The organism is Bradyrhizobium sp. Tv2a-2, from assembly GCF_000472425.1.
GTDB lineage: Bacteria > Pseudomonadota > Alphaproteobacteria > Rhizobiales > Xanthobacteraceae > Bradyrhizobium.
The window spans coordinates 93,588-106,439 of sequence record NZ_AXAI01000008.1 but is presented as its reverse complement, the minus strand read 5'-3'; the positions used below and the strand labels follow the sequence as shown (position 1 = coordinate 106,439).

At 62.1% G+C, this 12,852-nt stretch carries 13 protein-coding genes; 6 read left to right on the top strand and 7 right to left on the bottom strand.

Features of this window, described 5'->3' with window-relative positions; all coding sequences use genetic code 11:
• Positions 1-66 precede the first annotated feature (66 nt).
• The 3 genes from A3AI_RS0117915 to A3AI_RS0117905 all read right to left on the bottom strand — a co-directional run bounded on the left by A3AI_RS0117915 (position 67) and on the right by A3AI_RS0117905 (position 2,032).
• Positions 67-777, bottom strand: a complete 711-nt coding sequence (locus tag A3AI_RS0117915; protein WP_024516913.1) for an outer membrane protein — start codon at positions 775-777, stop codon at positions 67-69.
• Positions 778-1,033: 256 nt separating this feature from the next.
• Positions 1,034-1,426 (bottom strand): hypothetical protein, encoded by a 393-nt coding sequence (locus A3AI_RS0117910; RefSeq protein WP_084800976.1) that lies wholly within the window; start codon positions 1,424-1,426, stop codon positions 1,034-1,036.
• Positions 1,427-1,714: 288 nt separating this feature from the next.
• Entirely contained in the window at positions 1,715-2,032 is a 318-nt protein-coding gene (locus tag A3AI_RS0117905; protein ID WP_036048680.1) for a hypothetical protein, read from the bottom strand.
• 281 nt (positions 2,033-2,313) lie between these two features.
• On the opposite strand from A3AI_RS0117905, the gene A3AI_RS0117900 reads away from it, so the two are divergent.
• A complete protein-coding gene (locus A3AI_RS0117900) occupies positions 2,314-2,859 on the top strand; it encodes a tetratricopeptide repeat protein (protein ID WP_024516910.1) in 546 nt (181 codons plus the stop codon).
• 115 nt (positions 2,860-2,974) lie between these two features.
• Here A3AI_RS0117900 and A3AI_RS0117895 read toward each other — a convergent pair whose 3' ends face one another.
• Positions 2,975-4,522 carry a S10 family peptidase gene (locus A3AI_RS0117895; RefSeq protein ID WP_024516909.1) on the bottom strand — a complete coding sequence of 516 codons (1,548 nt, stop codon included), beginning with the start codon at positions 4,520-4,522 and terminating at the stop codon, positions 2,975-2,977.
• Between the two features lie 286 nt (positions 4,523-4,808).
• On the opposite strand from A3AI_RS0117895, the gene A3AI_RS0117890 reads away from it, so the two are divergent.
• The 4 genes from A3AI_RS0117890 (at position 4,809) to A3AI_RS47670 (ending at position 7,650) form a co-directional block, all read left to right on the top strand.
• On the top strand, positions 4,809-5,588 hold the full coding sequence (locus A3AI_RS0117890) for an NAD kinase (protein ID WP_024516908.1): 780 nt from the start codon (positions 4,809-4,811) through the stop codon (positions 5,586-5,588).
• A gap of 113 nt (positions 5,589-5,701) precedes the next feature.
• Positions 5,702-6,247, top strand: a complete 546-nt coding sequence (locus A3AI_RS0117885; protein WP_024516907.1) for a response regulator — start codon at positions 5,702-5,704, stop codon at positions 6,245-6,247.
• Between the two features lie 21 nt (positions 6,248-6,268).
• Entirely contained in the window at positions 6,269-6,850 is a 582-nt protein-coding gene (locus tag A3AI_RS0117880; RefSeq protein ID WP_024516906.1) for an Hpt domain-containing protein, read from the top strand.
• A gap of 437 nt (positions 6,851-7,287) precedes the next feature.
• Entirely contained in the window at positions 7,288-7,650 is a 363-nt protein-coding gene (locus tag A3AI_RS47670; protein ID WP_156927836.1) for a hypothetical protein, read from the top strand.
• A gap of 196 nt (positions 7,651-7,846) precedes the next feature.
• On the opposite strand, the gene A3AI_RS42965 is transcribed toward A3AI_RS47670, so the two are convergent.
• A complete protein-coding gene (locus tag A3AI_RS42965) occupies positions 7,847-8,248 on the bottom strand; it encodes a hypothetical protein (protein WP_245286913.1) in 402 nt (133 codons plus the stop codon).
• Between the two features lie 893 nt (positions 8,249-9,141).
• Between A3AI_RS42965 and A3AI_RS0117855 the strand changes: the two genes are divergently transcribed.
• Positions 9,142-9,936, top strand: a complete 795-nt coding sequence (locus tag A3AI_RS0117855) for a bestrophin-like domain (protein ID WP_024516904.1) — start codon at positions 9,142-9,144, stop codon at positions 9,934-9,936.
• 347 nt (positions 9,937-10,283) lie between these two features.
• Here A3AI_RS0117855 and A3AI_RS0117850 read toward each other — a convergent pair whose 3' ends face one another.
• Together A3AI_RS0117850 and A3AI_RS0117845 are read right to left on the bottom strand one after the other, a co-directional pair.
• Positions 10,284-11,459, bottom strand: coding sequence for a DUF2336 domain-containing protein (locus A3AI_RS0117850; RefSeq protein WP_024516903.1), 1,176 nt, complete (start codon positions 11,457-11,459; stop codon positions 10,284-10,286).
• Between the two features lie 289 nt (positions 11,460-11,748).
• Positions 11,749-12,768: a transglycosylase SLT domain-containing protein gene (locus A3AI_RS0117845; RefSeq protein ID WP_024516902.1), complete on the bottom strand. Its 1,020-nt coding sequence runs from the start codon at positions 12,766-12,768 to the stop codon at positions 11,749-11,751.
• Positions 12,769-12,852: the final 84 nt, after the last annotated feature.

Here is a 12,852-nt window from a genome sequence, read left to right as displayed (position 1 = left end):
GCCCAAATGAAAGGGCCGGCATCAAGCCGGCCCGTGCCATTCGAGAAAGTTGAAGAACGTCGCGCGTCAGTATCTGGACTGAACGGGGCCGCCCCAACCGAAGCGATAGTTCACGCCGACCTTCACGGTGTGATCGTCGTCGCGATAGCGGTTGCCGACGATCGGCGCCGGTCCGCTGGTGAAGGTTGTGCTGCCGAAATTGTAATACTGGTATTCCGCCTTGGCCGACCAGTTCGGCGCGAACATGTATTCGAGGCCGGCGCCGACGGTCCAGCCGTCCTTGTGGTTGCCGTCGGTCGTGAAGGCCGCTGGTGTGCCGGCGACGCTCACCCCGATGTTCTGATTGTCACGCCAGGCATAACCGCCCTTGGCGTACAGCAGTGCCGGCCCCCAGGTGTAGCCGAACCGGCCGGTCACCGAGCCGATCTGATCGTTCTTGCTGGTGATCAAGCCTGCGCCAGGAAACGCGACGCTGGAGCCGCCGTTCGTCAGCCAGCTGTACTGGGCCTCGGCACCGACCACCCAGTTGGTCGCGAACTGGTAATCGAAACCGCCCTGCACGCCGCCGAGGAAGCGGCCGTCATTGCTCGTCAGGCTGTTGTCGCCGGCCCAGGCGCCACCGATATGGCCGCCGACATAGAAGCCGGTCCAGTTATAGATCGCCTGCGGCGGGGTGTAGACGGGCGCCTTGGTATAGGTGCGCGCCGGCATATCCGCGGCCATGACGGGGCCTGCAAAAACGATCAAGGCAGCCGCGCCAAATAGAAGTCTTTTCATCGAAATCCCCTTTATGCGGTGGCACCCTAGCAAACAACGTGGCCCCAATTTGGTTGCCGGGTGGCGGTGCCGCAGCTGTGATCGTTTCCGAATGCGACGGCGCGGCAACAGCGCGCTTTTGTTCCATCCCACGTCAATTTTTCGCAAACGGCGAACGATCTCCCGCCCTTATCTGTCGAACAGGGTTGCGGGCCAGTTCAGTCCTCTCGGAAAATTGAACCTATTGCGGCGCTCCGCGTCCGGTTCCCGACCCGATTTACCGGGTCATTCTTTCCAGTTCCGGGAACGGCGCGTAGTTGACGCCGGCGCACGCGTCGGCCGTGTTAGGCAATATCCGATCGAGCCGCCCGTTGATGAAGAGCACCGCGCGCTCGCGCGGCTCGCGATAGCTCCCGTCCGACTGAGGTTCGGAGAAGCGCAGGCAGCTCACATAGCGGACCCTGCCCCCGACCGTGCGCTGGACCGGATCGGCCATCGTGGCATTGCGCACGCCGACCGGGTTGTTCAGATAGGTTTTCATGAATGCCAGCAGCTCGGTGCGGTAGTTCTCGGGAAAAGGCTGCGGGGCGCTGGAATCTTCCATGAATGAAGGCGGCCCGCTCTCATCGCTCCCGAAGCAAGCCGCAAGTGCAAGCGGCAGCAACAGGATGGCAAGGAGCCTTGCTGGTCTAACCAAGTGCAACTCGTGTTCTGAAAGGTTCAAAGGTCTCGCGCACGATGGGCGGCCTTCTAAACCGTCAGCGACGAAAAGAAAATCGGCTTTTCAGACTATCCAAAAACAGTGCCCGGCCCGCTTCCACCCCGGGGACGGATGGAGCGAGCCGGGCCTGACACCGCCGGCGCGGAAGGGGCAACGGATCAGCCGCGCGGGGCGGACGCCTTGTCAGCCACGCTTGGAGGCTGATGCGACCGGCCTGGTCGAGACCTTCGAAGCAACCTAGGCAGGGGTCTTCGAATGGGTCTTGTGCAGACTGATCTTCTTGGTGTGATGATGGCTCGCCTTGGCACTCGTGTGCAGCTTCTTGCCCTTGGCCGAGGTCACCTTGGCGGCCTTCGGCGCGGGGGTGCTCGTATCGGCGGTCGGCTTCGACTGGTTGGTCGTATTCGCCGTGCCCGTGGTGGTGCCGGAATTGGCGGCGAGCGCCGGCGCCGCGATCAATGAGGTCGCAATCAGGGCTGCGGAAATCGTCTTCAGCATGGTTGTCTCCTTGTGCTCGACGATCGAGGTACCGGACGCGCCGGACTCGTCGATCATGGCACTGAGCCTAAGCGTTCCACGCTGAACCCGTTCTGAAACGAACAGACGGACTTCGTTCATCTCGATGACAATTCGTTCATTCGATGACAATTCGTTTATTCTGGCCATTTCAGCTGCAACGTTTGAGCACTGGAACGGCAAGGCTCCGACAAATAAAAGCCGGTGTCGGGAATTTTTCTGAGCAAGGGAGGTTCCTGTCCGCAGGCCTTGGGGTAACATCCAAAGGTCCTGATTTCGGGCAGGTTCACCGAACTCACGATCTCAACAGGAGAAGATGCATGCGAAAATCTGCGGCCAGGCTTCTGACACTTGCAACATTGTCGATGGCACTGGCGACGGCGCCGATCATCACAAAGGTCTATGCCGCCAGCGACGAGAATCCGTCTCCGCCTGCTTCGAGCAAGAAGGACAAGAAGAGAGGCAGCTCGCTGCCCGATACAAGGCAATACGCCCAGTTCAAGGACGGTTATCGCGCGGCCTACACCACGATCTACGACCGTCACGATTATGCGAGCGCAATCGATCAGCTCAAGGCGCTCGGCCATGACGACAACGCCGCCGTCGCCAACCTGATCGGCTACTCCTACCGCAAGCTCGGCGACTACAAGCTGTCGCAGGTCTGGTACGAGCGCGCGCTGCAGGCGGATCCGAACCACGTCAAGACCTGGCAGTATTACGGCTTGTGGCAGGTCGAACAGGGTAACCGCGACCAGGCCGAATACCACCTGAGCAAGATCGCCCAATTGGCCGGCAAGGACAGCGAGGAGTATCGCTCGCTTGCAGCTGCGCTCGAGCAGCCGCCGGGCACGGGCCTGGTGTACTGATTTCCGGGGCGGCTCGTGAGAGCCGAACCCGGAATCTCCAGCTTATCTTTCCAGCTTATCTGAGGTCTGGTGCTTGCGCACCATTCTGGAATGACGGAACGGCAACGCCGTTTCGTCACTTCATCAATGCCTCGACCTCGCCGCGAAAGGCCTGGCGCGAGGCGTCGCGGGAATAGAACATGTGCCCGCCCGGATAGACCACGAGCTTGACGCGCGCGGCAAAGGGCGGCAGCTGGTCGAGTTCCACCTGTGAGCCGAAATAGGGCGTCGCCAGATCGAACAGCCCGTGCGCCACCAGGACCTTCAGCTTCGGATCGAGCGCCAGGATCTGCCTGAGTTCCGTCACCGACTGCAGCGGCTGCAGGCCGCGGCCGAAATCCCAGGCCCGCTCGACGGCAGGATTCAACACCTCATACGAACCGTCGGGCCGCCAATTCAGCTTACGGGTGATCAAATCGACGGCCGCGCTGGTCAGTGGCGCCTGCAGCGAGTCGCCGGAAGGATCGCCAAAGTGGAAGAAGCTCGAATCCGGATAGGGATCGGTGCCGAGCACGGAGGCGTCATAGCGCCCCGTCACCTTGCCGTTGCGACGGTCGAATTCGCGCCGGAACTCGGCAACGTCGAAACGGCCGCCGAGCCTGCGGCTCACCGCCTGGTCGATACCGGTGAGCGCAGCGACCTTGTCGGCGAGCCGGTTGGTCGCATCCACGTCCACCTGGCCCTTCACGAGGTCGACGAGGAAATCCGTGCGCGCATAAGCTTCGACATCCTTCATGTCGGCGCGGGTGACGCCCGGCTTTTCCTTTTCGCGCGCGACCGCCGCATAGCTCGGCAGGCTCCACACATATTGCAGAATGCTGGAGCCTGAGAATTCGCGGAAGTCGAGCACCGGCGAGAGCAGGATGAGCCCGCTGACGCCGACCCCCTGCTGCATCTGCAGGTTGCGCACGACCTTCGGACCGCGGATGCCGCCATAGCTTTCGCCCACGACATATTTGGGTGACAATAGACGATCGTTCTTCTCCAGCCAGCGGCGGATCGTCAGCGCGATCGAGGCGACATCGCCATCGACCGAATAGAATTTCTTCCGCACCTCGTCGCCGGGTGCGACGAAACGGCTGTAGCCGGTCCCGACCGGATCGACGAAGACGAGGTCGGTGAAGTCCAGCCACGTCTCGGCGTTGGGCTTGAGGTCCGGCGAGGTCGAGGGCGTCACCGCATCCCCATTGAGCGCGAGCCGCCAGGGCCCGTTATTGCCGAGCTGCAGCCAGGCCGAGGACGCGCCCGGGCCGCCATTGAAGACAAAGGTCACGGGGCGGCTCGCGCGATCGGTGCCGTCGAGTTGATAGGCGATGTAGGCGATATCGGCCTGAGCCTCGCCCTTGTCGTCGAACAGACGGATCGAGCCGGCCGTGGCGGTGAATGCAAGCTTGCGGCCGGGAAGATCGAGCGTCTGCTTGGTCACGGAATCCGGCGGCAGCTTGTGCTGCTCGGCCGTCGTCGCCGATGATGGTGCATTGGCGGCGCGTGCGCCGCCGCCCTTCTGCCCGGTCGGCGCGGCGGCGGCGGGGGTTTCGGGCGCAGCATCATCGGCGCGAACGCTGGCGACCGCCGCACTGAGCAGGATCAGGAGGCTGAGGACGATGGGTCGTACGATGCGCATGATTTGTTTTCTCCCAACGCCCGCCGATAGGCCAAAGGCCCACGTCCTTCGCGGGCGACAGCATTATTTGCGGAGTTTCTAGCCCGAAATTGCGACATGTCCACGGTATCGGCAAGCCAGGCGGGCGGCAGCCCCCCATCAAAATCGCGCAAGCTGCCGCTGGCGAACGGGGCCGTTTACTCTGTTTGACGCGAAAGCAAGGCCGGCGACCTCGACAAGGGCGGCACGGGTGTATAGACGACGCGGGCCCAGTCCCCTTGTCGCGCCTGCAACGAGCCTCGAGTTCATGAGTAAGCCCAAGCGATATGACAGGATCGCCTTTGTCGCGAGCACCGTGCCCGAAGCGCAGGCTGCGCTCGTGCAGCTGACCGAGATCTACGGCAATTGCGCGCCCGAGGAAGCCGACGTGGTGGTCGCGCTCGGCGGCGACGGATTGATGCTGCAGACGCTGCACAAGCACATGCGCTCCGGCAGGCCGATCTATGGCATGCATCGCGGCACCGTCGGCTTTCTGATGAACGAGTTCTCGAGCCACGACCTGCGCACGCGGCTTGCAGCCGCGCGGGAGTCGGTGATCCATCCGCTTCTGATGCGCGCCACCGACAACAAGGGCGAGATCCACGTCCACCACGCCTTCAACGAAGTCTATCTGTACCGCCAGACCTACCAGGCGGCGCGGCTGCGTATCCTGATCGACGAGCAGGAGCGCATGCCGGAATTGATTGCCGACGGCGTGCTGGTGGCGACGCCAGCCGGATCGACCGCCTACAACCTCTCGGTCCAGGGCCCGATCCTGCCGATCAACGCGGCGCTGCTTGCGCTCACCCCGATCAGCGCCTTCCGCCCCCGGCGCTGGCGCGGCGCGCTGTTGCCGAACACGGCCTATGTCACCATCGAGGTGCTCGAAGGCGAAAAGCGTCCGGTCGCCGCGGTCGCCGACCACGACGAGGTGCGCGATGTCCGCCGCGTCGAGGTGCTCTCCGACAAGACGATCTCGATGCGGATGCTGTTCGACCCCGGCCACAGCCTTGAGGAGCGCATTCTGCGGGAGCAGTTCGGCAACTGAAATTGCTGCGCAGTTAGTTCCGCGCCGCAACCGTTCGTTAACCACCGGCCCATATGGTTAACGGCAATATACCGACACACGACGTCGCGCGTTCAGCGTTTCAGGGCCGGGCCATGTTCCGCATCGATTTCAACAAGCTGCGCTTCCTCGTCTGCGACGACAATCCGCATATGAGAAGAATCCTGCGCACGCTGTTGCACTCCTTCGGTGCGCGCGAAGTCTATGAGGCCGAGGACGGCGCGACCGCGCTTGAAATGTACACGCACTATGTGCCCGACATTGTCATCACCGACTGGGCGATGCCGATCTTCGACGGGCTCGAGCTTGCGCAGATGATCCGGCAGCCGGAATCCAAGGGCAATCCCTACGCCCCCATCATCATGCTGACCGGACATTCCGACAAGCGGCGCGTGACCGTGGCGCGCGACGCCGGCGTCACCGAATTCCTGGCCAAGCCGATTTCGGCCAAGGGGCTCTATCAGCGCATCCTCAACGTGGTCGCCAATCCCCGCCCCTTCATCAAGACCAAGACCTATTTCGGCCCCGACCGGAGGCGCAATACGAGCACGGCCTATATCGGTCCCGAGCGCCGTGTCGGCGGCGAAGTGGAAGTGCTGCAGCAGCCCTCGCTGCTCGACAAGGCCAAATCCTCTATCTAGCGGCGAGAGAGTCCGAGAGCCATGGGCAAGAACAAGCCGTCCGATATCGAAGTCAAAGCCTTCGCGACGCATCACGTCATCACTCAACCGAACCCGCTGCGCACGGTCTTGCGGCGCGTGGAGGATGAAAAGGACTCCGACGATCCGGTGGCGCGTGCCGAGCAGGCGCTCGCGGGGCTCTCTGGCGAGTTCAAGGGCTGGATGCTCGCCGAAGCCGACCGGCTTTCGGCCGCATATGCGCATATTCGCCAGGACGGCTTCAACCAGAAAGCGAGCGAAGAGCTGTTCCGCGCCGCCCACGACATCAAAGGCGATGCCGCCACCTTCGGCTTCTTCCATGCCGGCACCGTCGCCGACAGCCTGTGCCGGGTCATCGAACACGCGCCCGACCTGAAAAAGGTGCCATCGGAGCTCATCGAGCACCACATCAACGCGATCCAGGCGATCGTGAACGATCACACCAAGTTCGACGCGACGATGGTGGCCACCGAACTCAGCCGGCGGCTGCGCCGCGTCGCCGACGAATATCTCGCCCACGCCAACCGCGACCGGCCCGAGCACCTCGAAGCCATCCTCGCCCCGAGCATCGTGCCGGGCGAGTGAGCTGGGGCGCGTACCCATAAATCACGGCGCACCTGATGTCTGCCATGCTCCCGATAGCGGCGGGGACGCGGACATTGCCGGACTTCGCATGTGGGTCCACTTTCGGACACATGCACCGCAACAAAGGAGCGTTTTCGTCGGCGCTCTTTGAAGCAGCGCCGACGCACGATCATCCGCTGATTTGTCTCAGCTGCGGCGGCCTTCTCCAAAACCATCAGACGCAATTCCATCCGACCGGTTAGGTCCGTCACGCGTCGACGGGGAACGTTCCGAACCGCCCCAATTGGGCTCCCACACTCACGGGCCGGTGAACCGATTGCGCGGCGCCGGCTCCGACGAAATAAGCACGAACCATTTTCCTAATTGGGCGAAGACGGGCTGAAACGATTCGGGATCAGGGTTCAGTGCGCCGGGGGTTGTTCTAATGGGGATTACGAATGCTCACGGTCAAAGTCATTGCTCTTTTTCTCGGCGCGGGGATGCCGGTCTCAGTGTTTGCAGGAGAGTTCGGCCCCCAATCTGCTTCTCGCCATCACCGCGTGTCTCTCATAGAAACGACGCTGTTAGCAAACTCATTGTCACTCGTAGGGAGAATCGAAATGTTTCGATGCGCTTTTCTCGCCTTTGCAATTTTCGCGTTCAGCAGCATTGCACTTACCCCAGCCTCAGCGGCTGTCGCCAAACCTACAATTCGGGCGGACGCGCGGAATCACGGAATTCGTTGGACGCCTGAACTGCGCACGCCGGCGCAATCCAATCGCCCGGTCAATGATCCCTTCGCATGCATGCTGTTGGGATGACGAAGAGGGCAGAGTTGGATCACGAGCCTCGATATCGGTCCGTTCGCCGGATGTCCGCTTACTCTTGACAGCGGCGGAATAGCAGACATCCCCCAACCGCCGCCTAGGGACCAAAAGGCGACATTACGCCCTCCTTTGATCAAAAAGGGGCCACGCGTCGCGTATCGACCAATCGGCACGTTGGTCGGCTTAAGGCTCATACACCTCGCGCGTCGCGCACCGCTTGAGCAACTCTTGTCGACTGCGACACTCGTCCGATTTTTGCGCCTGTAATGATCTTTCTTCGGCGTAGGCTCGCCTTCGGCACCATGCCTTCGTTCGCGGTAGCGCCGGCAGGTGGATAAGTCATGAAGTTCGCGGCTCGATGCAGCGCGAGAGTCTTTCGGGCCGCTTCGACATGTGCGGTCCGAGCTGCCAGATTGTGAAGTCGCCTGTGCTCCTTGTTCACTCGCTTCAGCGCCGCGGCGAAGAGTTGTTTGCGTTGTGATGCATGCTCGGCGGTCCCTGGAAAGCTTGCTCCGCGAGCCTCGGCTTTTCCGCGCTCCTCGCGCCGCCTTTGTCGGCCGAGCGTTCGCTCCTTATCGCGCATCTTGCGCAAGCGGGATCGCATGGCCTCAAGCTCAGCCGCCTCGACGTCATAGATGGCGGGATGGTGCGTGAGCCGGATCGTCTCATATTCTTCGTGGCTGAGAAGGCTCCGTTCGAACCTGCAAGGGACCGACATTGCCATTCCTCCATTTGACTTCTTGAAGTTCAGAAGAACCCGTCCAGGTCCAGTGTGACCATGTTACTCGCGCAGCCGTTGCTCCGCCATTGGCGAAATCGGAGGATGGGTAGAGAGGGCTATTCGTCCCTCGGCGCTTTGATTGCGGATCGGAAGGATGTCGAGTCCGCTGCCGAAATCCGTGCAACTCGCTCGCCGGGCAGACCGAAGCGGGTCAGAGGAGGCAGAATTGATGTCAGCTTTTCCCCCCATTAGCGGGGCAAAAGCGGACATCCCCGTGGGTCCGGGTTGGGCCAGGAGCCGACTCATGCATCGCACAAGAAATGCTGGGCCACCAGGTGCGGCCAAGCACCGAATCCGTTCAGTCCTGTGCTACGTATCTAGCCGCCTCCAGCTCCAATAGTCTTTGATACCTTCATGGGATCATGGGGCAGCGGATTTTCCGGATTCTGTGGGTTCGGGATCATGTCGTTTGAGGCTCCGCCCGGAAAACGTTTGATGTTCGGGTACTTGATGATCGACTGGTTGAACTCCGTGAGCGGGATGTCAATTAGCGAAAGGACCCAACGAGGTTGGAAGCATCTCCATTTCGCAGTTCGCGAATTGCTGGCGTCCCTCACGACAAAATCTGCGTGACATCGCACGCACTGGTTGACCGCGCGCTGAATTTGACGGATACGTAGTGAACGTGAGGCGCGCGTGTTACGTCAGTAATGGCTTGTCGCGGTTCATCGCGGTTGTGAAAGACAGCTGTTTTGGGAAGCCGCATGGAATTCGATCGCCTGCTGTTATGGATTGAATCGCAACCGGCGACCGTTATCGGTCTCATTGCCTTCGGAGCGTGTTATCTCTGCGCGGCTATAGTCTTCGTAATCGCCCAAGTATTGGTTTCAAAACGCATCGCGAACGAGTTGAAGGCGACAACACCTGTTATGTTGACGCCCTTGTCAGTTCTTACCGGGCTTGTGTTCGCGTTCGTCGCGTCCCGGATATGGATCAATTTGGATCACGCCAATGCCGTCGTCAGGGATGAGGCCCGCAACATCGAGGAAATTGTGACACTGGCCAAAAGGTTCCCGCATAATCCGCAGACCGAGATACGCAACGCCATCGGCCAGTACCTGCAATTCACCAAAGAAGACGCATGGCCCGCCATGCTGAGCGGCAGCGCTAAAATGCAAACCTCCGTACCGGGACTCACCGACGCGATGTCGGCGCTATTGTCCTTTGTGCCGGAAAATCCCGGCCAGCAGATCGCGCAGCAACGCACAATGGTTGCAATCGAGCAAGCTCTCGACGCAAGGCGGAATCGCATTTTGCTCAGCGAGGCTTCTGTGCTGCCCATGCAGTGGATTGTCATTCTCGTTCTTGCGACGCTCATGCTTGTGACCGTCGGCATCGTGCACATCGAGCGGCCGCACGCGATGGCCGTGAATTTGTTCATCCTATCGACGGCTCTCGGCGTTTGCCTTATGCTGTTGCTGGTTAGCGACCGGCCGTTTTCCGCTGGCGGGCTTGAGCTCCGGCCGGAGTCGCTGTTTGGGCAAATTGTGATTGATTGAGCTGGCGGCGCTCGCCATTTTCGGCGCCTCATTTCGCATTGCGCATTTACTGCGTCGCTTTGGGTCACAACCCGAAGAACTCTGTTTGAGCATATCGAGTCCGCTTCACGCCGCCCGCATGAGCGGACATGGAGCAGACATGCCGGGTCGGCAGCTTCGGGCCATTACCTGCCGTGGCGTCGAATGGCGTCGGTGGTTTTGCTGCGTATCACGTTTCACGGCGACACGTGGATGGCCGGCACAAGCCTGGCCATCACGTGCCCGGGGCTGCGACCCCTTACAACAATAAGGTCCTGTGATGATGGTCCCGGCTTTTCGCCGGGATGACGCGGAGTGCGGATGTCCGACTACGCCGCGATCAGGTCGTGGTGCAGCGGCGCGATCGCCTCCTCCGACAGCAATTCCTCGCAGAACAAGCGCGCCTCTTCGCGGGCGGATTCGGTGGCGAAGCGGCGCAAGAGGATGAGGAGCTGTTCGGTGGCGCTGCCGTCGGTCTCGCATTGGGTCAGTACGCGCTCCACCATTCGCCGCCGCAGCCGCGCCGCGGTGCCGGCGGAGTCCGCAAAACCGATCTCGTGACAGACATCGAGCGCGACGCGGAAGGCGGCAAAGGTCGATTCCGGCAGGCCGGCGCGGCGCAGCAGCGCCTCCAGGCTCGCGCCGCCGCGATCGTGCAACAGCGAGGCCACGCGCGCCTGTGGCAGCTCCGACAATTCAGCCAGCGCGGCCTCGAACAATTCGAGATTGCCCGAGAGCAGCGCGCGCAGCACGAGTCCCGCGGTCAGCTGGCCGGTTTGGCGCAGATGGCTGACGAGGCCGCGCATGTCCTCGCCGCCCGAGCACGCCGCGATGTTCAGCGTCGAGCGGTCGCGCGCTTCGCTGGTGAGGCGACCTGCCCGGTCGGCGCTCAGCCAATTCCTGGCGACCACGAACTGCGCCAGCGTCTCCGACAATTTTGCGACGAGGGCTGCACGCGTCGCCGCCGGCAACCCCTCCAGAACCAGCATGGATTCCCTGATGGCGGCGAGATGACCGTGCCGCTCGACGATGCGGTCCCAGGAGAACGGCGCAAGCGCCGCGTAGGGGTTTTCGATCAATTCAAGCGCAGCCGCCGCACTGCCGACCTCGGCGATCGCGGCACAGACCGATACCGGCAGCCTGACGCGTCGGGCCACGGCGCACTGGGTTTCGCAATCGCCGGTCGCGACGATATCGACAAGATCGGCGTCGATCAGAAGCGGCGAATGTTCGAGCACGGCAAGCGCGACCGAGGACTGGTCCTGCGACAGTGCCTGAACGATCGCCGCCGGCGCCTCCGCGCTGCGCGCAAACACGTCTGCCATGGCCTGGCGCACCAGGGGCGACGGATCGTCCAGCATCATGAGCAGCGCGCCTTCGGCCGCCGCGCGGTCGTCCTCGGAGAGATCGGAAATCAACCAGGCCCGCGCCAGGGAACGCGTCGCCTCCGCCCGCTCGCCCGCGGAAGCCGTCCTGATCCAATTGATGAACTGCCGAACGATCATTGTCTTTCCGGCCTACGCAACCAAACCCATACAGCCTCTCGACGCCACCTGTTCCGCGTGGGGCGCGGAGCAGGCGCGTTGGCCATGACAAGAGAAAGTAAACCACGACGCTTAACAAAGCGTTCACCATAACCGACTGGTTTTATTGACGTTTTGTTAAGGGCGCGGATCGGCCATTGGCCGAGCGGCTAAAGCATGATCCGGAAAAGTGCGTAGCGGTTTTCCGAAAAGATCATGCTCAATCAAAGACCTAAAGCGCGATGACGATTCAACCAAATCTCATCGCGCTTTAGCCGCTGAACGTACCGTTGCGGTCGCTGAAGAGGTCGAGCGGCGCCGCGCTGGTATTGCCGCTGGACGCCGCGCTGGCGGGCCCGCTCGCGGCGGCATTCGAAGTGAGCGAGGACGACTTGCCCCACAGTGCCTGAACCGTTGGAGATACGGTTTGCGCGCCGTCCTCGGCCTGGAACAGCGAGCGAAACATCGGGTCGTTCGGCTGCGGGTTGCCGGCGCTGCTGGCATTCGCCGACGATGCGGCCGCCGACGCATGGACGTCGGGGAATGTCGAGAGATAGACGGCGCTCGCGACCGCGGGCGTCACAGCCGAGCCCGATACCGACGCGCTCGCCGAGGCTCCGCTGCCAAACACTGCGAGGGCTGCTTGCGTGGCCGACGAATTGGCCGCGCCGGCATAGCGCGCGTTCAGGACCGAATAGACGTCCGAAACGCTGCGCGCATTGCCTGAGCGATCGTAGAAGATGGAGTGGTTGGCGGCGGCCGCGCTCGGGAACATCCGCGCCGCATTGGCCTGCGGATTGTCCTCGGCGCTGGTGATCAACTTGGCAGCGCCACCGACCCCCATGAAGTGCGCCATATAGAGCTCGCCGTCGGTCGGCCGGCGGCCGATCATGCCGGTCAGCTGAAAGCTGTTGGACTGGGTCAGCGCGCCCGCCATGGCGGAAGCCACGGCCGGATCGTCGCGCAGCTTCATGATCGCCTGTCGCGTCGACGAATCGCCGACCACATACTCGCCGGACGAGGTCTTGGTGATGGCGTCGGCATATTGGCCGTAGCCGAGTTCGCCGGCGGCTTCCTTGACGGTTGCAAGCCAGGTCTGGTCAATGAACTGGTAGAGGCCGCGTGCCGAGGATGTCGAGGCGCCCGCGCTCGGATTGAAATCCGACTCCATCTTGGCAGTCGCCAGCAGATATTCGAAGCTCGCGCCAGTCGAATTGGAAGCCTGCTTGATCGCGCCGCTTACCCGCGGGAGACCTGTCGCGGCCGTGGCGTTTGACGTGTCGACCGACATTCCCTGGTGCCCCGTTCTGGCGCCTCAATTGGCCCGCACACTGGGATGGTTATGGTTAATGCCGGGTTAAAGTCGGCCATTGGC